The following is a 22,408-nucleotide window of genomic DNA, read 5'->3' as shown; positions in this document are numbered from 1 at the left end:
CCTTTGGAATCCCTAACAGTTTAAAACGGTTCCTTAATCACAAGGGGGAATATCGGTGGAATTCTCTGCGTAAAACCGCTCCATGAACTCCATATCCCTGGGCGAGAGATTGAACCTCATGGCAGCTTCTTCAAGCAGGCTGTCCAGAGACCGTCCTGTCTCCGAACGCTGTTCGGAAATCCACTTTACGGCCTTCCTGGTCAATTCGCACGGAGGAATCAGGGTGCTCATATATTTTTCCTTGTTTGACAGGTCGTTGCAAAAAATAGAAATTACGTCATCAGTAAAAAAACCAACAAACAGACATGCTGCAAACTGCATGTCCGGATGTTATGTCACTTCAGCACATTTTCCTATTTCAACGCCCTACTGATTTTATTTTTTCAAATCCGAAATAAAGACGCAGGTTATTAATTTTTAACAGTACACCAGCTTCACGGACCTTGCAACTTTGTGCAGGCTGGCATACCAATTTTCGGTCTGCCCCGATTATGAAGTTTCCAACAAACAGTAAAGGTATTTTTTATGACATCTCTTTTTACCGCCGCCATTCTGGGCATAGTAGAAGGTTTGACCGAATTTCTGCCGGTTTCCAGCACCGGTCACCTGATCATCACCGGACATCTGCTGGGATTCACGGGAGAAAAAGCCGCAACTTTCGAGGTTGCCATCCAGCTCGGAGCCATTCTGGCCGTTGTGGTCCTGTACTGGCCGCTCTTCCTCGGGCTTATTATGCCGCAGCAGCGCAAAAGGTTTTCCGGTGTGAGAGGCCTGTATATGCTCTTTCTTACGAGTCTGCCGGCGTCACTGCTCGGTCTTCTGACTCACGACTACATAAAAGAGTATCTGTTTACCCCTTACACCGTTGCCTGGGCTCTGGGTGTAGGGGCCATAATGATCCTGATTGTTGAAAAGAAAGAACGTAAACCGGTTTACTTCACTATTGATGAGATCACGCCGAAACTGGCCCTTGGAATAGGCTGCTTTCAGTGTCTGGCGCTCTGGCCCGGTTTTTCCAGATCCGCCGCCACCATAATGGGGGGCATGCTGCTTGGAGCAAAACGCAAAGTGGCCGCGGAATATTCATTCATAGCTGCAGTTCCCATCATGTTTGCCGCTACTGGGTATGACATGCTGAAAAGCTACCAGTTGTTCAGTTCTGCGGACATACCGTTTCTGGCGGTTGGATTCATTGTATCGTTCATCTCGGCCTGGGCGGCGGTAAAGGGCTTCATCTACCTGCTGGGCAAACTCACCCTGCGCCCGTTCGCATGCTACCGGCTGATAATTGCTCCGCTGATTCTGTTCTTCTGGAGCTAACAAATCGTAATCAATTAATTAAAATCCTGAACAAGCTACTTATTTTCATAAAAATTGACAAAAAATGAAATTTTTACTTGCAAAGGACAACCATTCCAGATAGAAACACTCCTCGTTGGACGGCGGTCCACATCATGGCGAGGTAGCTCAGTTGGTTAGAGCATGCGGCTCATATCCGCAGTGTCGGGGGTTCAATTCCCTCCCTCGCTACCATGAACATTCAAGCCCTGCATCTGCAGGGCTTTTTTTTATGCAGTATATTTTTTAATATTATATTGTAATTTAAGTCATTTTTTACTTGCCAAGACCAAAAGGAATGTATAGAAACACTCCTCGTTGGACGCGTTCCACATCACGGCGAGGTAGCTCAGTTGGTTAGAGCATGCGGCTCATATCCGCAGTGTCGGGGGTTCAATTCCCTCCCTCGCTACCACGATCATTCAAGCCCTGTATCTGCAGGGCTTTTTTTTTATCCCAACAAAAATCGAAAGCCCCGGACCTGATTTTCCGGGGCTTTTTTATGCACCTATGCGCATTATAATATACCTCAAGCTCATTTTCAAAAGCTTACCTTTCTGCTACAACTTGATTAGAACTATAACGTTTTGCATCCCAAGGTTGTATAATTAATGCATGGACCGCCGCCCCTACCCCGCAGACCGGAAAAAAAATTCTGGCCGCGTATCGTACTGTTTCTGATAGCATATTTCATATCATTTACTCCCCATTCCATTGCCGCCCAGCTGGACTCGGTCACACTGCAGCTCAAATGGTTCCACCAGTTTCAATTTGCCGGATACTACGCAGCCCTTGAAAAAGGATTTTACGAAGACGAAGGTCTGGACGTCACCATCCTTGAAAGGGACCTCAACTTCAATCCCGTACATCAGGTTCTTGAGGGCAAGGCTGATTTCGGAGTCAGCAATTCGGCTATCCTGCTCCACTATCTGAGAGGAGACAATGTTGTCCTCCTGGCATCCGTTTTTCAACACTCCCCGCTTGTGTTCATCTCAAAAACGCGCCCGCTTATTCACACACCCCAGGATTTCGCAGGTAGAAAAATACTCATGAGCACAGCTTCGCAGGACATAGAACTGCTGGCCATGCTAAACAAGGAAGGGATTGACCTGGGAAAATTGAATCTCATCGACCGGTTTGCAACACCGGAAGACTATTTCAATTCTGAAATTGATGTTGCGGCTGCGTACATAACCAATGAACCGTACTATCTTGATTCAAAGGACATACCTTATTCAGTAATATTTCCTGCAACCTACGGCATAGATTTCTATGGAGACACTCTTTTCACTTCAAGATCGCAGGTCGCGCATCATCCTGAACGGGTAAGAAAATTCCTAAGAGCAAGTCTCAAAGGATGGGAATACGCCCTGAACAATACTGATGAACTGATAGAAATCATCGTGAATAAGTTCGGCTCGATCAAGACGCGCGAGCACCTGAAATTCGAAGCCGAGGCAATAAAGAAACTCATTCAGCCGGAACTTGTCCGCATAGGACACACAAATCCGAACAGATGGGAAACCATCGGCAATATCTTCCGGAAACTGGATGCCGAAATTAAACCCAGTGGGCTGGATGAATTTTTCTATGATCCTTCGGCAGACAGATTTGTGGTCAGGAAAGAAACGGTTATTTATATCACGGCACTGTTTTCAATAGTTATCCTGATTCTTTTCTTCACCATATATGTCGCCCGCAAGCTCACAGCCGAAATACAGAACAGAAAACTGTTTGAACAGCAGCTTAGAGACAGCGAAAAATATTACCGGGGACTTTTTGAAAACACGGGAACAGCAACGGTAATCCTGAAAGATGATTTTACCATCGCGCGCTGCAACAATAACTTTGTCGAGTTGGGCGGTTATGAGCGCACTGAAGTTGAAAACAAGAAGAAATGGACGGAATTTGTTGCTGAGGAAGATATTCCCAGAATGCGCGGCTACTCGCTTTCCAGAGGAAAGAAAGACGTTTCATCTCCAACGTCCTACGACTTCAAATTTATCAGAAAGAACGGCGAAACGAGAAACATCCATGTATTTGTGGAAATAATTGAAGGAAGTCGGGACCGCATTGCCTCGCTGATTGACATGACGGAAAAGATCAAGACACAGGAACTGCTCATTCAGATGGAGAAAATGCTTTCTGTAGGCGGCCTTGCTGCGGGAATGGCGCATGAGATAAACAACCCTCTTGCCGGAATTCTTCAGGGCACCCAGAACATCAAACGCCGCATTTCTCCTGAAGCTAAAAGGAACGATGAACTGGCCACAAAATTCGGATGCAGTTCCGTGCAGATCCACAAATATCTTGATGAACGCGGAATTATAAAAATTCTGGACGGAATTCAGGATTCAGGGGAACGGGCAGCAGCTATAGTCAGAAACATGCTCGATTTCACTCGTAAAAATGAAACCGGCCGTACCGCTTGCGACATCAACAGACTGATTGAAGGGGTAATAGACATCATTTCATGTGATTACGACCTTCGCAAAAAATATGACTTCAGGCATACCACAATAATAAAGGAATTTCAGGAAAAAATGTCACCGGTTAAGTGCTACCGGGTGGAGATAGAACAGGTGCTGCTGAACCTTATTAAAAATGCGGCATACGCCATGTATGAGACATCGGAATCCCGTCCTCCATGCCTGACCTTGCGAACCTGGCAGGATCCGGACTATACTACTGTGGAAGTTGAAGACAACGGTCCGGGAATAAACGGCGAGGTGAAAAGGCGAATCTTCGAACCGTTTTTTACCACCAAGTCTCCCGGATTCGGGACAGGACTCGGCCTGTCAGTTTCGTTCTTCATAATCACCAGAAACCACAACGGAATATTCGAAGTTGAATCCGATGTGGGTATGGGTACAAAATTCATATTCAAATTACCTACAAACTGAATAAAATGAATACATCTTTATCGCTGAAAACATTGTTGATAATTCTTGCCGTACTTGTTGTTATTCCCGCATGCAGCAAGAAACCGGCCCTCTACCCCAACGCCCATTACAAGGAAGTCGGGCAGACCAAGGCGTCGGAAGACATTCAATACTGCCTTGACCTGGCTGAACAAAGCGTGGGCAAGAAATCCAGAGGGAAAACAGCCGCCAAGGCAGGAGCACAGGGCGGACTGATCGGCGGAGCTATAGGATTGGGAATCGGGTTGGTGACCGGCAGCCCGGGATCATCGGCTCTGGCCGGAGCAGTCGGCGGCGCGGCAGGCGGAGCTGCGGGTGGAGCCGTCGGAGACACAGAAGACGCTGTTTACAGAAATTTTGTTGAGCGCTGCCTGCGCGAAAAAGGATATGATCCTATCGGCTGGAGGTAGCTGTGCTGTTCACAATCCTTCATGCAGATCGATATATTTTTTGATTATCGCTTTGTAACTGCCGTCCTTCTTCATTCCCACAATCCCGGCATTAACCAGATTGAATGCCAGCGGATTTTTCTTTCTGGAAAAAGCAAGGAAGGTATCCGATTTGGAATAGATCAAAGGAGTGCCTGTTTCCGGATTTGAAATTATCTCCACTTTGTCCAGCATATTGCTATCGCTCAGCGACTTCATCACCGGGTAATAGTCGGCAAAAAGGATATCTATCCGCCCCAGCAACAGTTTTTGGATGTTCTGGTCAATGTTCGGAACCTCTTCGATCCTTTTGAACAGCCCTTCCGCAATAGCCTGCTGTATACGCGAGCCATAAAAAAATCCTCTCCCGACACCGACCACCAGATCAGCGGCACCTGAGAAGTCATAACCAAGATATGCTTTGGAACCGGCTTTACGGATAGCGACAATTTTTTCGGTTATCAGAATAGTCTCGGGAAACCGCAGGTATTCATTTCTACGCTGATTAAAACCGGCATTGAACACTGCGTCAGCCGTGCCTTTTTCAGCCATGGCCAAAGCCCTTCTCCAGGGGACAATCCTTACCTTGGCCTCATAACCGGCCCTTCGCGCCGCCTCGACAACGATCTCGGTCAAAAAGCCAACCGGTTTCCCGTCCTCTATGTAGGCCTGAGGAGCATTATCCAGAGTAACGAACAGCAGTCCTTCCGCCATTGCCGGACAGGGCAGAAAACACATCAAAAAGATCAAGACCGCCACGCACCTGAACATCTTCTCCTCCTTGCTTCGGATAGAACAGTGTAGCACCAATTCTGACAGATTTACAGTGGAGTCTGATATTAAATTACCTTAAGAGCGTGTTATTATAATAACTAACACACTTTAATCTGCCCGGTCATCATTGGGCCGGGCAGTTCTCCTGTCTACTGCATGACATCAGTAACAGTTATTGCGGCTCTGTCACCGCCTCCCATAGCCTCCACAAACGCTCCGAAAGCATCATGACTGCCGAGAACGGCTCTTGCTCCGTTCAACCGGCCCGGACGGGTTCCGGTAAGCAGGCAGCCTTCGGTATCGAGCACAGTATTGCCGGTGTGGATACGGACATAGCTGCGTCCGGGCACATCCTTCACAGTCCACAACCGGCGCTTTCGGGACGGAGAAAATTCGAGCATAAGCGGGTAATTCCCGGCCGGAATACAGGAAATGTCAGGCAAATTGTCCCGCCACGGTTCTTCCAGAGTCCAGCACACGGCCCTTCCGTCAACAAGCAGTACCCCAAGAGTTGCTTCATCCGAACTTTCAACCCGCTTCAATTCTACAATCTTCATATCTGTCTCCTTTTATTTACTTACAGCACGCATTCATGCCTGCCATGCAGGAGACATTTACCCAAAAAACGGACCCGCAACAGTTTGACAGGGTCCGTTTTGAAAGAATCAAAAAAGCGGGTCTCTGAAATATATCTCAGAGACCCGCTTTACAGAGAAACGATTATAGCGTCACACGTATATTAAGACTGTCAACCGGCCCACTCCACTCTGTTTATTCTGGCCGGACCACGGTCTACAGTACGGGCATATTTTAAGGCCGGTTTTCCGAAAATCATGGCATAACCGATCTCATGATCTTCTGGAATTCCCAGTTTTGTTTTGAGTTCCGGAAAAATAAGCCGGAGTATGCTGTGTAAAAATCCGTTCCACAGAGTTCCGATCTTCATGGAATTAGCCATAAGTTCAAAATACGAGAGGAAAATGATGGTGTCGGCAGTCGGTGTCGGGGCGTCTTTTGGTGCGGAAGCAATTATCAGATGCGGAGCCTCACGGAAAATGACATCCACTCCGTTCTCTTTGGCTTTCAGAGCCCATTCCAGATAACTGGAAACGGAAATATCAGGCATTGTCCCGTTCCTGATGGCTACATCAAGCAGACCATATACATGGTCACTGAAGGCCCGGACCTGAGCGGGATCATCCATCAGCGTAACAAGCACACTCTGGGAGTTTACTCCCGTAGGCGCATTCCACGCGGTTTCCACCAGCTTTCCAATCCGCTCCGGAGCAATCGGTTCCGGCCTGTACATACGGACCGAACGACGGCCTCTGATAAGCAGAGACATCTGATCCTCATCCGGCAGGGTTCCCTTCAGGGAGTCACAATCCTCAGCTGATTTACCCATAATGGAAATCGCCCCTGTGGGACAGACAGCAAGACAATGCTGGCAGCCGATACAGCGGCTTTCATCGGCAATCGCAGGAAAGCCGTTCATTTCAATAAGCCCGAAAACACAATCCTGTGTACAAAGCCCGCACTGTATGCAAAGCTCTTCATCCACCGCAAAACCGGACATTGGGATTCTCCACTTTATTTGGGTTAAACCTCAGGTCCGAACAGGGCTTCCGGAAAATCCGGAAACTCTGCCCGAAACCACTACTTCATAAAACGTTTACCGGGATTAAACCCTTTTTCGACAGGCGAGCCGATAGCAAGATAATTCTTGCTCGTAGAATCATAAGTGAAGGTCTCTACCTTGTTCATGTCGGGAAGTCCGTTTTCACCCATTACGTTCTCATCGGCCTTGATTCCGACTATCTCGCCCACAAACTGGGTATGCAGACCTATTTCCAGAGTATGAATAAGCCTGCACTCGAAAACGACCGGAAATTCGCCCACATAAGGAGCGTCAACAAGCTCGGATCTGACAGGTGTAAGACCTGTGGCCGCAAATTTGTCCACATTCTTACCGCTGGCCATGCCGAAATAATCCGCTTCAGCAAGATACTTCACCGAGGGAATGGATACGGTGTAGGCTTTATGTTCCATTATGCAGCCGTAAGTGTAGGTCGCTTTACGCAGGGAAACCGTGAGGCAGGGAGGAACGGAACAGCATATACCGCCCCAGGCAATAGTCATGACATTGGGTTTTTCTTCAGAATCGTAACTGCCTACGCACCAGATGGGTGTCGGAAACGCAATGGTTGCCGGCTCAAGACTCTTCATCATATGCAAACTCCTGTATGATATTTATCATTTGTCCGATCTGCACTTAGTGAAAATGCAGCTGGACTTATACTTGCCCTGTTTCTTTTCCAAAAGACCCCAGATTTCCACCTGCGGGTCCCCGGCCAGCATGCCGGATGCCTCATCCATGGTCTTGCGCAATGCGGCGCTGTCCAGATACATTCTGAATGAAGCATCGGACGAAAACTGTTCGTAAAGCATGAACGTATCAGGGTTGTTCCTCTCCTGATGCAGAAAATAAACAAGAATTCCTTCCTGTCCTGCACAGGATTCAACAGCATTTCGCAGGATGGTCCGCAACCGTTCCATACAGCCTTCCGCGGCCTTAAGCCGGACAGTGCGAATAAATGGGTTTCCGCAATACAAATCAGCCCCCAACTTTATCTATTCTATCTTTCTTGCCTGTTTGACCTGATAATATGCGGGACCGAACCGGACGACATCGGATAGAAGGCTGAAAATTTCTGTACTCGTGTCGATATTTAATATGACCGTCATAATACAATTGTCGCAGGCTGAAATTTTTCTTTAAAGTTATTAGCTAGCTCCACAAAACATTTGATTAAAGAGACTGCTTCAATTTAAACCAATTAACCCATTAGGGATTCCAAAGGGGATTATCCCCTTTGGCCGCCAGCGGCAAAATCAAATTATCAAAAGCGCGAAGCGCATCAAATGAGAAATTACTCAGTGCTTCTTTAAAGCGAAGCTATTCCTTCCCGCAGGGCATATAGGGTCGCTTCAACCCGGTTTGCCAGATGCAGTTTCGAAAGGATGCTGGTCATATGGGTGCGAACTGTTGCCTCGCTGACAAACAATTCCTCTGCAATGAGCTTGTTGCTTTTGCCCTTTGCCACCAGCTTCAGGGTATCCAGCTCCCGTGGGGTCAAAGGTTCCGGCGTGGGTTTTGACTCTCCATCGGAATTGGACAGCTCGGAAAGCACCTTGCGGGCTATGTCCGGAGCAAGGGACGGTTCCCCTCTGTAGACCCTGCGTATGGCCTCCAGCAACTCGTCCGGAGTGGAATCCTTGAGCAGGTAGCCCATGGCCCCGGCCTTTATGGCCGGAAAAAGCTTGTCATCGGTGGCGAAACTGGTCAGGGCTATTATCCGCCCGCCCAGCTTGCGGTCGCGTATTTCCCGGATGGCCTCAATTCCGTCCATCACCGGCATAAGCATGTCCATGAGGATGATATCCGGGGCAAGCTCTGCCGTAAGGTCAACGGCCTCACGACCGTCCGCCGCTTCTCCCACAACTTCGATATCGTCAAAGCCGCCGAGAAAACTGCGCACTCCTATACGCACGATGTCATGATCATCCACAAGCAGGACCCTGATCACACTGCTCACTGTTCTTCCTCCTGTACGGCTGTTTTATCGTATAAATCTATTCTGACGGAAGTTCCCTCACCGGGGGAACTGTTCATGCTGAGTTTCGCGTTAATGCGTTCCGCCCGTTCGCGGATTCCCCGGAGTCCCATGCCTCCGGAAGGCAGTGTCGTGAAATCGAATCCCCTGCCGTTGTCGACAACCTGCAGGGAAGTGTGTCCATCCCAGAAATCTACTGAGACGGTCACCGATTCGGCTTTGGAATGCTTGGTGGAGTTATTCAGTGCTTCAATGGCAATACGGAAGACTTCCTCTTCCACCCGCAGGGGAAGACGTTTCTCCTCCCCGCCGACCAGCAGTTCCGCGCTTAGCCCGGAACGCACTTCAACGGAATTGAGTCGTGCCTGCAATGCTCCTACAAGCCCTTCGCTTTCCAGTTCCGGCGGATGCAGGTCGAAGATCAGCGATCGCATATCGCGCATGGCCTGCTGCGCCATGCCCTGCAGGGCCTTCAACTGCTCCACCGCTGCTGTCTCACGGCCGGATTCAAGGGAACGCGCAGCCGCATCGGAACAGAACGTTATGGCGTACAGTGCCTGGGTTACGGAGTCATGAAGTTCACGGGCCAGACGCTGACGTTCATCCTGAACGACCAGTTTTTCACTCTGTTCGAACATGCGGCTGTTGCGCATGGCCAGAACAGCCTGCGCCGCAAACATCTCCATGATTCTCCTGTCGGTTTTGTCAAAGCCGCCGGGTTTATCTGAAACGAGCAGGAGCCCTAGTTTGCGCTCACCTTCCTGCAAAGGAACAATGATCAGCGTCTTTATTTCCGGGTGGCACTGCCCCGGAGGAATCTCGGCCTGAGCATCACGAACAATGACAGTGACACCGAAACGCAGAACTTTTCCATAAAAAGAAGACTCCACGTCATAGTATTCGGAAGTAGGCTGCGGACTTCCTGCACCGTAAACATAATGCAGCCTGCTGCCCTCATTGACCATAATGGCACTGCCGACTCCGTTGACAATCAACCTTGCTTCTTCGGCAATAAGCGACAGCACTTCTCCGTTCCTGCCGTCGGGACGTTGGAGAAGAATGTTCGCCACTCTGCGCAGGCTTTCGCTTTCCTCCAACTGTCTACGGGTCTGCCTGGCTGCCGCAGCACTTTCAATGGCAACAGCAACCGTATTGAGAATGCCTTCAACGAGTTCCCGCGTTGCCTCGTCAAAGGAAAACCCTACCCGGAGTGAAGAAACCAGCGCGACACCGACCATTCTGGTTCCGTTATTGATAGGAAACAGGGAAACGCTGCCGGAACGTACGGCTTCCGGCAGAATATCCGCAAAGGAGGAACCGGCCTTGTTGACGGAACAGAACCCGTAACTCTTACCGTCAACACCGCTGATGGCGTTGCCGGAAGGGCAAAGTCTCAACCCCCGCAGAGCACTCTGGCATTCATCGCTGGCATAGCCTGAACCGGCGCTTGGTACGAGCACACCGGTCTCAGGATGCACGAGAAAAATAGTACAGCAGCCGTCATCCACGGTTCCTGCAAGAACCTCGGCCAGCCTTTCCAGCACCTCGTCCGGATCAAGGGCGCTGGTCACGGTGCGTGAGGCTTCAAGCAGCAGCCTGTTGCGCACATGCTCGGTATCCAGCCGGGAAAGAAGCATGGCCGAATAACGATCCGTGGTTATGATCAGAACCTCAAAATAAAAATCATCAAGCTCTTCCAGAAATTCAATATAGTCTTCGCGGTTGGTAAAGAATTCGCGCCCGTACTCCCTTACTCCCCTCTTGCCCAGCAGGGTTGCCTCAACCACATCACGAATGCCCACACCCCGATCAAGTTTTACACCCGCGCACCCTTTCATATGTTCTTCCAGAACATCCAGATCTCCGCGAATGAAACATTCCATGGTCATTTTCACGCCATCGGCAACTCCGAGCGCCAGTTCTTCGGGATCAACTGATCCATACCAGCGCGGCTGATATTTCCTGAGCTGCCCGGCAAAATAAACGGAAACAACGTCCAGTTTATCCAGCAGATATTCACCGACGATTTTCAACTTTTCATTCTTCATATTTATTCCGTCCGGCCCGGACCCGGAACCGGTTTGACATCAAAATTCAATTATTCCGTTTCACTTTAACACAAAAGAAACAGCGAAGTGTTCATACTTATGGATGAAAAAGCAAGTCATACCCTGACGCAGAAAAGCAGCCAACATTTTTAAAAATTAAATACTGTATTTACAATATGTTATGGACTAAAAAATATTTTTATATGTCGAACGTTTTGTTGTGGACAGAACAATGTTTTGAGCGCATAGGAGGAAAAAAATGTAAGGAGCCCCATTCATCCATGAATGAAGAAAATGAGCGAAAAAACATTCCCGGAAAAAAAATCGCCATCCGGGAAGCAACCATTGATGACATCGATTTTCTGGTAAAGCTTGAAAAGGCATGTTTCCCTGCCCATAGATGCAGTTCACGCAGATGCCTGCGGCACAGCATAACAAGCCCGAACCAGGTTGTTCACATAATTGAAGCGGCAATTGATAAAAAAAACAAAATTCCTGCCGGAGCTTCAATCTGTTTTCTTCATAAATTCTCCATGCGCATCTATTCAATAGCCATCCTGCCGGAATGCAGGATGCTGCTGCTTGGAGAAACACTGATGGATTACCTCATAGCCTACGCGGATAAACGTGGATTCCAGAAAATTTCTCTTGAAGCAGATTCGGACAACCAGAGACTGATCAACTGGTACCGCAAAAAAAGCTTTGAGATAACGCACTGCCTGACTGATTATTACCGGGAAGGCGAAGCCGCGTGCAAAATGGTCCGCAAACCAGCCAACGGCCGTAATACACCGGACCGGATAATCATTGTCGTGGATGACAATTACAGAAACAAACTCGACATTCCCGGGCTGAACATATGTACGGCATCCGAATACCTTTCGGAAACCCATTACTCGAATTCAAACAGATTTCACGTGGTCAACCTGTGTTCATCATACAGGACCCATTCAATGGGGTATTACGTTTCACTGCTTGCTTCGGCCCGCAACCAGCGCATCACCCCATCCGTAATGACGGTAAAAGACGCCTCCAATATATACATCGCCCAGAGTCTGCTGGATGAAATCAAGGATTTCATCGAAGAAAAAGCAAAACACATAACCGATGAATCTTTTGAACTGACCGTCATCATGGGCAAGGCCTCAACAAAGAAATTGGAAGAACTTGGCAAAAAACTGTTTTCCATCTTCGAAATTCCATTTTTCCAGGTCTGTTTCAAAAAAAGAAACGGATGGCAGCTCAAAAAACTGCACATCATGAGCCTCAAGCATGTGCAGGCCGGATATCCGGAAATTCTGGCACAGGCCATGACCGAATACTACAACAGGAAACGTTACTCCAGAACCCGGCTGAAAAATTACACTTATGATCTGGCCATACTTGTAAATCCGGATGAAAAGACTCCACCGTCATGTCCTGTTGCGCTTGAAAAATTCCGAAAGGCAGCTGAAAATCAGGGATTCTTCGTGGAATTCATCACCAAAGCTGACCGCAGGAGAATATGTGAATTCGATGCCCTGTTCATACGCGAAACAACGGCCATCGAAAGCCATACCTACGCCATGTCCCGACATGCCTATACGGAAGGACTGGTAGTCATAGACGACCCTTGGTCCATCCTGCTCTGCTCGAACAAGGTTTACCTTCAGGAGCGGCTTGCCAACGCATGCATCCGGCAGCCGCAGGGCTGGCTGTTGACCAGAAAAAACAGCACTCCGGCATTTCTGTCCTCCCTGCCCCTTCCGCTGGTGCTCAAACTGCCTGAAAGCTCATTCTCACAAGGAGTCTTCAAGGTAAAAAGCTACGCGGAGTTGAAGGAAAAACTAAGCGTCATGTTTTCGGGCAACGCACTGGTCATAGCCCAGGAATATCTTGTTTCGGAATACGACTGGAGAATCGGCGTACTGGACAACCAGGCCCTCTTCGCCTGCAAATATTACATGGCTGACGGCCACTGGCAGATATACAACTGGTTGAGTAAGGAACAGACCCAGTTCAGCGGCAACTCCGAGACCGTTGCAATAAGCGAGGTTCCGGCTCAGGTTGTACAGGCGGCGGTTAAGGCTGCGTCGCTCATCGGCAACGGCTTTTACGGGGTGGACCTTAAAGAGATTAACGGCAAGGTCTACGTGATAGAAGTGAACGACAACCCCAATGTCGATGCCGGGGTGGAAGACACTCTGCTCGGTGACGATCTGTATAACAGGATAATAGGCTCAATCCACAACAGAATCGAGTCCGAACGCTTTCAGACAAGATACCTTTTCTGACATTCCGAGGAACGAAAATGATACACCCTGATACAGAAGTAAGAACTGTTTCCGCGCAGATCGGCAACGGAGTTTTTGCTACCGCACCAATCAAAAAGGGAACCATAGTGGTAGTCCGGGACAAATATGACACCTGCCTTTCACAGGATGAATACCAGCACCTTCCCCAGCCGATGAAAGCAGCCATGGAAACATACATGTACCACGACAGGCACGGAAACCTGATCCTCAGCTGGGACCATGCACGGTACATGAACCACAACTGCTCAAGCAATACCATGCTGACTGCCTACAACATCGAAATAGCAATCAGGGACATAAATCCCGGCGATGAAATTACCACGGAATACGGACTCCTGAACATTCAGGAACCGTACGATCTCTGCTGCAACTGCCCCAATTGCCGGGAAAGACTGCGAGATGACGATATTGACAGGTACGGCCCCATCTGGGACGAGCAGATTCGCGAAAGCCTGCTCATGATCTACGGCACCGAGCAGCCGCTGATAGGCCTTCTGGACCGCAACACCAGAAACAGGCTGCAACAGTTCTGTGATGGTGAGGCTGCATATTCTTCAGTAATGAATCTGAAATGGCGGTTGAATCAGACAGGCTCTTCTGTCAAATCTTAAAGTAATGCATTAACAAAAGAAAAAGTTGTTGCGCTTCGCGCTTATGATATTTAATTAGCCTCCGGCAGCCAAAGGGGATAATCCCCTTTGGAATCCCTAGTAATTTAAAAGTGTTATTTAGCTAAGCACATATTTTAGAGGGCGAAGGTAATATTAAATTAAAATTTTTAACAAGATGAGATTCCAAAGGGGCGCGGACATCCCGGCTCTTCATACCCCTAAAACTCGAAGAAAAGCTTCTCGCCTAAGGGGTATTGGGCCTTTGGACGCAGGCGAAATCAAATCACCATAAGCGCGAAGCTCAACAAATTCAATCTGTTAATGAAAAATCGTAAATGATCATTCTGCTCAGATTTTTATCTTCATAAGTAGAACTTCCGGCCGGCTGCTTGTCCGCAGCGGAGGCCCCCAGAATCCAACTCCGCAGGTAATGTAATAATCCGTCGCCCCCCGTTTGTAGAAACCGTACTCCTTTTCGTACAGCTTCTTGACGATCAGATTGAACGGAAAAAGCTGTCCGTTATGGGTATGACCTGAAATCTGCAGTCTTACACCGGCTTTTTCCGCCTCTTCCAGATTTCGCGGAGTATGGTCGAGCAGAATGATCGGCAGCGTGTTGTTTTTTGGAAGAACAGCCCCTAGCTCCTTGCGCCTGCCGTTACGCATCGGCGCGGCAAAATCGTTACGCCCAGCAAGCAAAAACCGCCCGTCAACAACGGCCGTCTCGTCATTCAGTACCCGGACGCCCTGTTTTTCCAGCATATTTCTCGCCCATGCGCTGCCAAGATAATACTCATGGTTTCCAAGTACCGCATATTTACCCAGCGGCGCCTTGAGTCGGGCCAATTCATCAGCCGCTCCGGTGAATTCGGCGTCATGATCATCAATAATATCACCGGCCATAAGGACGATATCGGGGTTCAGGGTGTTGACCAGATTGACCACAGACCCGACCCTGTCACGGGTCATCAGCTTTCCCGCATGCAGATCGGCAAATACCGCCACCCGGTATTCCCTGGCCTTGGAATTTCCATCAGACAGATCAAAAGACATTTCCCGCACAACCGGAGAGGCGGCATTGATATATCCGCCGATAACCACCACAGCCGAAACAAGACAGAGGACGGCGAAAATCTTCATCCTCGGCACGCGAAGACCGTTTCCAAGAATCCTGATTCCCCAGCGTATAGGCTCGAAACAAAGTCCAACCGGCACCATGCAGGCAATAATTGCGGCCCAGCTGTATCCCGCGCCCTGAAGCACTATTTTTACGATGTAGGGAAGATCGGACTGAAAAAAAATGGTGACGGGAAGTGCGATGGTCAGAACATCCGTAGCGGCCAGCACACCCCGCCTGATACCTGCATTGTCAGCCAGCAGCCTGCATATCCATAGCCTGACATACAGATAGCAGAGAAAATAAATAATCGTGGCCCGAACGTAAAATGACATAATAACAAGTTATCCTTCTAGTTATGCGCTTCAAAACTTAGCTGTTCTTAAACCTCAGATACGAAACCAGTGCCCGGATAACCCTGCGGCTGAAGCTACACCATAGGAATAATCATTTATGCTGCCTCACCGCAAGACAGGAGGTAAGGATTAAACAATAAACACGGAAAAACATCGTTGAAAAGTTGTATTCCACATAAAAAGGCTGCATCCATAAGAAGCAGCCTTCATATATTCATGAATATGAAAGAAAAGAACCCGGCAGCCCGGCCATCACTTCCGGCAACGGGAATTATAGGCCTTGGCAAGACCTCCACCTGATGTTTCGCGGTAGAGACTGGGCAAATCATGTCCTGTTTCACGCATTACAGATACAACTTCATCAAATGGAATTCTGTGGGTCCCATCGGAAAGAATGGACATCTGTGCCCTGGCCAGGGCTCTGGTTGCCGCGCAGGCATTACGTTCTATGCAGGGAATCTGCACAAGCCCGTCAACAGGATCACAGGTCAGGCCCAAATGATGCTCAAGCCCCATTTCAGCCGCGTACTCTATCTGCCGCAGGGTTCCGCCCATCAACTGGGTTGCGGCAGCAGAAGCCATGGCACAGGCCGAGCCGACCTCGCCCTGACATCCGACCTCGGCACCGGAAATAGACGCGTTTGTCTTGATTACATTGCCGAAAAGTCCGGCAGTGGCGAGGGCGCGGATGAGATCATTCTCCTTGAGTCCGTGAGTTGTCTGCAGATATTTGAGCGTGGCAGGGACAATTCCACAGGAGCCGCAGGTCGGCGCGGTGACAATCACCCCTCCTGCCGCGTTTTCTTCTGCAACAGCCAGCGCGTAGGCCGTTGCCATGCCTGTAAGCTGCATATCGGCAGCAGCAAGACGGGTGCGCCGGTAATATGATTTGGCCTGCCTGCGCAATCCGATTGAACCGGGAAGCACCCCTTCGGCATCGATCCCGCGCTCAAGGGATTCATCCATCACCAGCCAGATTTCACGCAGAAAATCCCATATTCCCTTTCCTTCGCACTGCTCCACATATTCCCAGTAAGTTATTCCCTTGTCTTCACACCATGCCATTATGTCTGAAATGGTATTCAGACCGTATACATTTGCCGCACCTGCAGCCGGAGCACCTTCCTCACGTATGGCACCGCCTCCTACGCTGTAGACCTTCCATGAATCCAGAACATTTCCTTTTGCATCCAGTGCTTCGAAAAACATGCCGTTGGGGTGTTCGGGCATCTTCTCTTCCGCTTTCCACAGAAGTTCAGTCCTGTCCGAACCAAGAACACTGAGCACCGCCCAGTCCGTCAGATGGCCCTTACCTGTCGCGGCCAGACTTTCGAAAAGAGTCACCCTGAAACTCGCGGCAGCAGCATTTTTCTCACAAAATTTTGATGCAGCGAGCTTCGGTCCCATCGTATGGCTGGATGAGGGGCCGACGCCGATCCTGTACAGTTCCTTGAGCGATTCCATGAAAACCTGCATTTTTGTAGTTTAACTATTCATAATCAAAAACAAAACGATAAATATTACGTTCTACGCCAAAAATACAGCATTTTTTATAGATACCGCAAGCTGAATAAAGCCGAACAACTCTGTTAAAAGAGAATACTCGGGAAAGAAACGTGCTTCACACAGACTTTAAGCCGCTGTTGCCACTGCCCGAAAGAAAAAGCCCGAAACCGCATATGCGATTCCGGGCCGATCTTACTTATTGTTGTAAAAAAATTACCTTACAGAAAATCTAAACAAGGCCTTCGGGCAATCCTTCCACAAAATCCCTGATCTGGTCACGCACTTTGCGGTAACAGTCCAGTTGCTCTTCCTCAGAAGCGCCCTTGGCAGCAAGTTCCTCGGCAAGGCGCGGAGGATCATCAAATCCCACATGAACAACCCTGCTTCCACCGGGGAATAAGGGACAGGTTTCATAGGCGTGATCACAGACAGTGATCACTACATCTATTTCTTTATCTCTGTATTCATCAATATGCGAGGAAACATTACTGGAAATATCTATGCCCACTTCCGCCATAACCTTCACTGCATAAGGATTAAGCCCGTGGGTCTCAATTCCTGCAGAACAGGCATTTACCTTGTCACCCTTAAGAAACCTTGCCCAGCCTTCTGCCATCTGGCTGCGGCAGGAATTACCGGTGCACAGAAACAGCAAATTCAATTTTTCGTCCATCTATCACCAACTGCTATTCCAATTACTTGTTACAGCCTATAGTTATATATTTTCCCAAACGGCAAAATAAATAATAGATCATAGTGATAGAGTCAAGGCCGCCGGTTAATCGTTGCAGGATTGAAACCTGCATGGAGACTGGCAGCAGAATGCATACAAAGTATCCGGAAAAACAAGTCCGGAAACGTAAGCACATCTGCCCGGATCAACGAACATAATTCGCAGCACTCATGCGGGAGGACATGCGATCAGCTGACTACCCAGACGGTGCAATCAACCGCAGACTGTACAACCTTGGTTGAAACGGACCCGAACAGGAACTCTTCGGCCTTGCTGACCCCTCTGCGCCCGATGACAATAGTTCCGTATCCGCCCTCTTCCCTTATCCTCAGAATGTCCATCCCTATGCTGCGCCCGGCGGAGCAGGAGCACTTTTCATGAACCGGAGAATTGCAGCTGGCAAAATATTCCACGGCTACATCTTCCTTTGGAACACCCTGCTCAACCAGCATGTCCCGGGCCTTGGCGAGCTTGTCTTTCATACCCTGCTCATTCGTCAGGCACTGCTTCTCCCAGGACTCGTCATCGGGAAAGGTATCCTTGTCCGGGAGTCGTTCCACATACAAAATGGTTATCTCGCCGCTTGAGCAGTTACGCACGATCCTGCCGACATACTCAACCGCCTTGAAAGAATTATCCGAACCGTCAAAAGCAATCAGCACCTTCAAGGACTTCATGACTCCGACCTCCTGATAAAAGACATACGAATTCCTACAGCCCCCGGATTTCCTTGAGGCTTCTGTCCATGTCCACCATAAGCTCATCAACCGACTCGTAAAAAACCGAGCTGGATGCCGAAAAATGCATTAAAATATTGTTAAGGGAACTGGGTATGTAGTCATAAATCTTAAGCAGATTAATGACTCTGTTCCCGATGACCACAGAATAATCTCCCGGACCTATCCCGGACATGGCTTCCGGGCCGAAACCGAGTTCAGCCAGAGTCTGCTGGGTAAGGTTGGCCTTGCCTGCAAGATAGATAAGAATACTGCCCAGCCCGAAAATATCGAGCCCGAACGGATTCTCGTAAAGTTCAAAGGCGTAATCGAAATCAATCCAGCGGTATTCCCCGGTGCCGCTTTCCACCCAGAGGTGATCACGGCGAATATCTCCGTGCTTCTCGTCATGATCATGCAGAAACTTGATCGCGGCACATGATTCAATGAATTTTTCAAATATATCCGGAAAATATTCATGAAAATAAGTGCGGTGATCCACAGGAATATCATGAACAACAACATCAAGACGCTTCCCGCGAATCACATCCAGAATCCGGACATTGTTTCCGGCGGAATCGTTCAACGAATACCCCTGCATGAACCGCATATCGCCCCTTACAAGATCAAGTATCCTCGCTTCCTTGCGGGGGCTCCGGTAGCACTGAATCTTGAACGGGCCGATATTCATGGGAAACTTTTCATAAAAGACCAGCTTGAGTATTTTGGGTTCGTTGGTCTCAAGCATCCGGCAGCGCTTGACCCAATACTTGGGATCGGCCAGCCCGAATCGTCTTTCCTGCTCATTCTTGAGCACCAGAAAATGCTCATCATCTCCAAGGCTGATGACATCGCTGTAGTCAACGTTCATAAACTCCGTGGTGTCGGTATACAGCCTGCCGAACCTTGAAATGCTGTATTCAGGCAGAAACTTCCGGATCAGTTCACGCACTTCACTGCTCATGCCGCCCTCCGGGATTCTTTCCATGCTGTTCCGTATTCAATGCACCAACACGTTTAACTGTAATATAACACAGTCGGAATCTCTTTGAAAGATGAACAATTAATTTATCCGGTTCCGTACCGGAAATACCGTTGGAATAACTACAAGCGGAAGCCTTGCCTGTTTCCGGCTTGTCACGTATATTTAGAAACTAAACAATACTGCACAAAACAGAGAAACAATTGCCTGCACAAAATAACCAGCTATCCCGACTGGGATGGAAAAACGTTTTCAAGAATCAACTCTCCGAGAAAGATAGAAACCGCCTTTTGCCTGCAAGGGTAACTGAAACCCATCGAGGTCACGTGGTGGCCTGCACAGGAGAATCGGAACACCTTCTGCCCATTGCCGAAAAAGGTGTCGGCAGCCTCAACGAGCAACCCACAGTCGGTGACTGGATACTTCTGGATCGCGAGACACTTGTCCCGGAAAAGGTTCTGGACCGGACCAGCCTGCTGCAGCGCATGGCTCCCGGACAGGAGATAAAGCTTCAACCTATTGCGGCAAACATCGACACTCTTTTCATCGTCTCCTCCTGCAACAGCGAATTCAATCTCAACAGGATAGAAAGATACATCTGCCTTGCACTTGAAGCAGGAGTGAATTTCGTCTTGATCCTGACCAAGGAAGACCTTGCCGAAGAAGCGCAGAACTACAGACGAAAAGCACAGGCCCTTTTTCCGGACATGGAAATAGTAACGGTCAATGCAAAAAGCCGGGAAAGTGTCGAGCAATTGCAGAAATGGTTCGGTCCCGGTGAAACGGTTGTTCTGCTCGGTTCCTCCGGGGTAGGTAAAACCACGCTTCTGAATACCGTTAACGGAACTGAGAAGAAAACCGGTTCAATTCGGTCCGGTGACGATAAGGGGCGCCATACAACAACAGCGCGTACGCTGCATGTCATGCCCTCAGGCGCTCTGCTGATAGACGTACCCGGAATACGGGAACTGCAGCTCCATGATTGCAGCATGGGAATAGACAGGGCCTTTGCCGAAGTAGTGCAGCTTGAAGAACAGTGCAGATTTTCGGATTGCAGCCATCACAAGGAACCGGGATGCGCGGTAAGGGAAGCCCTGGAAAATGGCGAACTTGATTCCCGCAGACTCGGCAACTACCTTAAGCTGAAGAGTGAAGCTGTAAAGAACATGGAAATGATTACGGAAAAATCCCGCCGCAAAGCTTCCGGAAAGAAAAGGTATTCCCGAAAGTGGAAATAAAAATGTTCAAATAAAAGCCGGAAATCGAAGCATATCAATGCTTCGATTTCCGGCCTTTGTCATAATCTTACCCGGTCAATCGGACATTCCATCAACTAATTTGATTACAATGACGTTTTGCCATCTGAGCCGGCGAAGCCTTATCAAAAATAGGATTCTAAAACCCTTTTCAAAGGGTTTTAGGCCCCCGGCAGGGGCGCCGAGAGCAATCCCTGACGAAATACTCAGATTAAGCCAACCTGTGCGGGATCCCGCTCAGCATTCCCTGCCCGGAATGGGCAAAACCGGCTAAGTTCCGCAATCATGCGGGATTAATAATCAGTGACTTTTCTGGGCAATTTTATCAGCCAGAATCCAGCCTTCTCTCCGGTAGGTTTGAGCTCAAAAGAGGTGGAAACATCCTGTCCGTTATAGGTCAGCTTTCCGTTATCGAGAAGGTACTTGGTTGCCTTTTTCACCGGCTTGCCGTCCTTGCCTGCGGCAGGATCTACAGTTGAAGCACCGAATCCGAAATCATTGTCGGAACATACTGCAAGGGTACGCATATCGGGGAGCATTGCCAGACCTTCGGCCTTGCTCGGTTTCCAGCCGTGTTCACGCAGGCTGATGATTTTTTTCTTGGACGCCATTTTGATTCCCAGCGAGGAAAGTTCCTCTGCCCCGGAAACAGCTTCAAGTTCCTTGCCTTCTGCGGTTTTTCTGCCGCTCAGGTCTGTGGCTCCACTTATATCAACAAGATAAATCACGTTGCGCAGACCTTCCTTGCCCTTACCCTGCTCAACAATCAGGAACTCGGTATCGCTTACAGCCTGCAGATCGCCGATTTTTACATCCTGGCATTTCTTATAGGCATCCACATCGACCGGATAGGCGAACATGGAGGTCTTGCCTGTTTCAGGATCAAGCACGACAAGACGGGTAAAGGGTGCCTTGCTCTCAGCCACATTGCCGTCAATATCGCAGATGGACTGCACCGCCCCTATCACTTTGTTCGAGGGAGTCACGGCGATACCTTCCATCCCCCTGTTAGGCTGGCGCATGCCGACAATCTCCGGCAATCCGTCACCGGGGCCGTATTTCTTGATCAGACGACCGGTGTTGACTTCCATCTTGGCAATAAAAGGTCCGTACTCATCACATATCCAGAGATTACCGTCCTTGCGGTCAATGGCGATACCTTCGGTATCCAGTCCTTCCCGGTCATATCCGAGAACAGCGTAGGTATCGGAAATGGGAACTTCACCGGTTGAACCGGTCACCCCCGGAGGGATGGGACGTCCGGAAATATTACGACCTTTTGTATCCTTGATATCAATCGTACTCAAAAGAGTGACCTTGCCGTCCTTCAGGCCGAGTGCACCGTATTTGGGGGTAAAAAAAGGAGAAGGAAAAAATTTGGAAGGAACCTTCTTGCCGTTGATCAGGACTTTGGGACTGTCGGCATTAGGGCCACGGTCGCCGATGGCGTAGAAAAACCGTGTGCCGTCACTCCCCCTCCCTACGTAGGTCAAACCGGAACCTATACCGATAGGGAATCCTTCGGAGAAAGCAGCGGAATACTTGCCGCTGTAAGGTACATTGAAACGTACCGGAGTATCTATCTCGTATTTTTCAATTTCAAATTCAGACGCAAATGCCATACCGGCACTCAAGGCAAGTATGGCAAAAACAAGTATCATTTTTTTCAGCATTTGATGCAGCCTCCATTTTTTCTGTCGACTACATCAAACAA

20 protein-coding genes and 2 tRNA genes are annotated in these 22,408 nt (G+C 49.0%); 8 read left to right on the top strand and 14 right to left on the bottom strand.

From position 1 onward, the window contains the following. Nucleotides 1-33 precede the first annotated feature (33 nt). Nucleotides 34-231 (bottom strand): hypothetical protein, encoded by a 198-nt coding sequence (locus tag ACKU4E_RS03690; protein WP_320169739.1) that lies wholly within the window; start codon nt 229-231, stop codon nt 34-36. Between the two features lie 294 nt (nt 232-525). On the opposite strand from ACKU4E_RS03690, the gene ACKU4E_RS03685 reads away from it, so the two are divergent. The 5 genes from ACKU4E_RS03685 (at nt 526) to ACKU4E_RS03665 (ending at nt 4,669) form a co-directional block, all read left to right on the top strand. Further along, the gene (locus ACKU4E_RS03685; RefSeq protein WP_320169738.1) at nt 526-1,320 is read left to right on the top strand and encodes an undecaprenyl-diphosphate phosphatase; all 795 of its coding nucleotides are present in this window, start codon (nt 526-528) and stop codon (nt 1,318-1,320) included. Between the two features lie 136 nt (nt 1,321-1,456). After that, nucleotides 1,457-1,533: transfer RNA gene (locus tag ACKU4E_RS03680), tRNA-Met, on the top strand. A gap of 143 nt (nt 1,534-1,676) precedes the next feature. After that, nucleotides 1,677-1,753, top strand: a tRNA-Met gene (locus ACKU4E_RS03675). 196 nt (nt 1,754-1,949) lie between these two features. Further along, nucleotides 1,950-4,241 (top strand): ABC transporter substrate-binding protein, encoded by a 2,292-nt coding sequence (locus ACKU4E_RS03670; RefSeq protein WP_320169737.1) that lies wholly within the window; start codon nt 1,950-1,952, stop codon nt 4,239-4,241. 5 nt (nt 4,242-4,246) lie between these two features. After that, nucleotides 4,247-4,669: a hypothetical protein gene (locus ACKU4E_RS03665; RefSeq protein ID WP_320169736.1), complete on the top strand. Its 423-nt coding sequence runs from the start codon at nt 4,247-4,249 to the stop codon at nt 4,667-4,669. A 9-nt stretch (nt 4,670-4,678) separates the two neighbouring features. Here ACKU4E_RS03665 and ACKU4E_RS03660 read toward each other — a convergent pair whose 3' ends face one another. The 7 genes from ACKU4E_RS03660 to ACKU4E_RS03630 form a co-directional block, all read right to left on the bottom strand. Beyond that, nucleotides 4,679-5,458: a transporter substrate-binding domain-containing protein gene (locus ACKU4E_RS03660; RefSeq protein ID WP_320169735.1), complete on the bottom strand. Its 780-nt coding sequence runs from the start codon at nt 5,456-5,458 to the stop codon at nt 4,679-4,681. A gap of 152 nt (nt 5,459-5,610) precedes the next feature. Beyond that, on the bottom strand, nt 5,611-6,018 hold the full coding sequence (locus ACKU4E_RS03655) for a DUF5675 family protein (RefSeq protein ID WP_320169734.1): 408 nt from the start codon (nt 6,016-6,018) through the stop codon (nt 5,611-5,613). A 191-nt stretch (nt 6,019-6,209) separates the two neighbouring features. Continuing rightward, nucleotides 6,210-7,037 (bottom strand): nitroreductase family protein, encoded by an 828-nt coding sequence (locus ACKU4E_RS03650; protein WP_320169733.1) that lies wholly within the window; start codon nt 7,035-7,037, stop codon nt 6,210-6,212. An 80-nt stretch (nt 7,038-7,117) separates the two neighbouring features. Further along, nucleotides 7,118-7,690, bottom strand: coding sequence for a flavin reductase family protein (locus ACKU4E_RS03645; protein WP_320169732.1), 573 nt, complete (start codon nt 7,688-7,690; stop codon nt 7,118-7,120). Nucleotides 7,691-7,714: 24 nt separating this feature from the next. Further along, complete coding sequence (locus ACKU4E_RS03640; RefSeq protein WP_320169731.1) at nt 7,715-8,074, bottom strand: putative quinol monooxygenase; 360 nt, start codon at nt 8,072-8,074, stop codon at nt 7,715-7,717. A gap of 332 nt (nt 8,075-8,406) precedes the next feature. Next, nucleotides 8,407-9,057, bottom strand: coding sequence for a response regulator transcription factor (locus ACKU4E_RS03635; RefSeq protein ID WP_320169730.1), 651 nt, complete (start codon nt 9,055-9,057; stop codon nt 8,407-8,409). Then, the gene (locus tag ACKU4E_RS03630) at nt 9,054-11,123 is read right to left on the bottom strand and encodes a GAF domain-containing sensor histidine kinase (protein WP_320169729.1); all 2,070 of its coding nucleotides are present in this window, start codon (nt 11,121-11,123) and stop codon (nt 9,054-9,056) included. Before ACKU4E_RS03630 ends, ACKU4E_RS03635 begins: the two co-directional genes overlap by 4 nt. 281 nt (nt 11,124-11,404) lie before the next feature. Between ACKU4E_RS03630 and ACKU4E_RS03625 the strand changes: the two genes are divergently transcribed. Both ACKU4E_RS03625 and ACKU4E_RS03620 read left to right on the top strand, forming a co-directional pair. After that, the gene (locus ACKU4E_RS03625; RefSeq protein ID WP_320169728.1) at nt 11,405-13,396 is read left to right on the top strand and encodes a GNAT family N-acetyltransferase; all 1,992 of its coding nucleotides are present in this window, start codon (nt 11,405-11,407) and stop codon (nt 13,394-13,396) included. 17 nt (nt 13,397-13,413) lie between these two features. Then, nucleotides 13,414-14,028 carry an SET domain-containing protein gene (locus tag ACKU4E_RS03620; protein ID WP_320169727.1) on the top strand — a complete coding sequence of 205 codons (615 nt, stop codon included), beginning with the start codon at nt 13,414-13,416 and terminating at the stop codon, nt 14,026-14,028. 348 nt (nt 14,029-14,376) lie between these two features. Here the strand turns inward: ACKU4E_RS03620 and ACKU4E_RS03615 are convergent, their stop codons facing one another. From ACKU4E_RS03615 to ACKU4E_RS03595, 5 genes are all read right to left on the bottom strand, one after another. After that, nucleotides 14,377-15,480 (bottom strand): metallophosphoesterase, encoded by a 1,104-nt coding sequence (locus ACKU4E_RS03615; protein ID WP_320169726.1) that lies wholly within the window; start codon nt 15,478-15,480, stop codon nt 14,377-14,379. A 273-nt stretch (nt 15,481-15,753) separates the two neighbouring features. Then, nucleotides 15,754-16,965, bottom strand: coding sequence for an L-serine ammonia-lyase (locus ACKU4E_RS03610; protein ID WP_320169725.1), 1,212 nt, complete (start codon nt 16,963-16,965; stop codon nt 15,754-15,756). 271 nt (nt 16,966-17,236) lie between these two features. Continuing rightward, the gene (locus ACKU4E_RS03605) at nt 17,237-17,680 is read right to left on the bottom strand and encodes an arsenate reductase ArsC (RefSeq protein WP_320169724.1); all 444 of its coding nucleotides are present in this window, start codon (nt 17,678-17,680) and stop codon (nt 17,237-17,239) included. 248 nt (nt 17,681-17,928) lie between these two features. Continuing rightward, complete coding sequence (locus ACKU4E_RS03600) at nt 17,929-18,417, bottom strand: universal stress protein (protein ID WP_320169723.1); 489 nt, start codon at nt 18,415-18,417, stop codon at nt 17,929-17,931. A gap of 34 nt (nt 18,418-18,451) precedes the next feature. After that, nucleotides 18,452-19,420, bottom strand: a complete 969-nt coding sequence (locus ACKU4E_RS03595; RefSeq protein WP_320169722.1) for a serine/threonine protein kinase — start codon at nt 19,418-19,420, stop codon at nt 18,452-18,454. A gap of 221 nt (nt 19,421-19,641) precedes the next feature. On the opposite strand from ACKU4E_RS03595, the gene rsgA reads away from it, so the two are divergent. Continuing rightward, the gene (gene rsgA / locus ACKU4E_RS03590; protein WP_320169721.1) at nt 19,642-20,676 is read left to right on the top strand and encodes a ribosome small subunit-dependent GTPase A; all 1,035 of its coding nucleotides are present in this window, start codon (nt 19,642-19,644) and stop codon (nt 20,674-20,676) included. 311 nt (nt 20,677-20,987) lie between these two features. On the opposite strand, the gene ACKU4E_RS03585 is transcribed toward rsgA, so the two are convergent. Then, nucleotides 20,988-22,367, bottom strand: coding sequence for an esterase-like activity of phytase family protein (locus ACKU4E_RS03585; protein ID WP_320169720.1), 1,380 nt, complete (start codon nt 22,365-22,367; stop codon nt 20,988-20,990). Nucleotides 22,368-22,408: the final 41 nt, after the last annotated feature.

Source organism: Maridesulfovibrio sp. (genome assembly GCF_963677005.1).
Lineage (GTDB): Bacteria > Desulfobacterota > Desulfovibrionia > Desulfovibrionales > Desulfovibrionaceae > Maridesulfovibrio.
Note: the sequence above shows the minus strand (reverse complement) of the source record. Positions and strands in the feature narration are given on the sequence as shown.

Bases quoted from the DNA above. Each gene is read 5' to 3' on its own strand.
- ACKU4E_RS03685 (WP_320169738.1), top strand. From the start codon at position 526: ATGACATCTCTTTTTACCGCCGCCATTCTGGGCATAGTAGAAGGTTTG.
- ACKU4E_RS03630 (WP_320169729.1), bottom strand. From the start codon at position 11,123: ATGAAGAATGAAAAGTTGAAAATCGTCGGTGAATATCTGCTGGATAAA.
- ACKU4E_RS03595 (WP_320169722.1), bottom strand. From the start codon at position 19,420: ATGAGCAGTGAAGTGCGTGAACTGATCCGGAAGTTTCTGCCTGAATAC.
- ACKU4E_RS03625 (WP_320169728.1), top strand. From the start codon at position 11,405: ATGAATGAAGAAAATGAGCGAAAAAACATTCCCGGAAAAAAAATCGCC.
- ACKU4E_RS03610 (WP_320169725.1), bottom strand. From the start codon at position 16,965: ATGGAATCGCTCAAGGAACTGTACAGGATCGGCGTCGGCCCCTCATCC.
- ACKU4E_RS03600 (WP_320169723.1), bottom strand. From the start codon at position 18,417: ATGAAGTCCTTGAAGGTGCTGATTGCTTTTGACGGTTCGGATAATTCT.
- ACKU4E_RS03585 (WP_320169720.1), bottom strand. From the start codon at position 22,367: ATGCTGAAAAAAATGATACTTGTTTTTGCCATACTTGCCTTGAGTGCC.
- ACKU4E_RS03615 (WP_320169726.1), bottom strand. From the start codon at position 15,480: ATGTCATTTTACGTTCGGGCCACGATTATTTATTTTCTCTGCTATCTG.
- ACKU4E_RS03665 (WP_320169736.1), top strand. From the start codon at position 4,247: ATGAATACATCTTTATCGCTGAAAACATTGTTGATAATTCTTGCCGTA.
- ACKU4E_RS03690 (WP_320169739.1), bottom strand. From the start codon at position 231: ATGAGCACCCTGATTCCTCCGTGCGAATTGACCAGGAAGGCCGTAAAG.
- ACKU4E_RS03670 (WP_320169737.1), top strand. From the start codon at position 1,950: ATGCATGGACCGCCGCCCCTACCCCGCAGACCGGAAAAAAAATTCTGG.
- ACKU4E_RS03645 (WP_320169732.1), bottom strand. From the start codon at position 7,690: ATGATGAAGAGTCTTGAGCCGGCAACCATTGCGTTTCCGACACCCATC.
- ACKU4E_RS03620 (WP_320169727.1), top strand. From the start codon at position 13,414: ATGATACACCCTGATACAGAAGTAAGAACTGTTTCCGCGCAGATCGGC.
- ACKU4E_RS03655 (WP_320169734.1), bottom strand. From the start codon at position 6,018: ATGAAGATTGTAGAATTGAAGCGGGTTGAAAGTTCGGATGAAGCAACT.
- ACKU4E_RS03660 (WP_320169735.1), bottom strand. From the start codon at position 5,458: ATGTTCAGGTGCGTGGCGGTCTTGATCTTTTTGATGTGTTTTCTGCCC.
- ACKU4E_RS03650 (WP_320169733.1), bottom strand. From the start codon at position 7,037: ATGTCCGGTTTTGCGGTGGATGAAGAGCTTTGCATACAGTGCGGGCTT.
- ACKU4E_RS03605 (WP_320169724.1), bottom strand. From the start codon at position 17,680: ATGGACGAAAAATTGAATTTGCTGTTTCTGTGCACCGGTAATTCCTGC.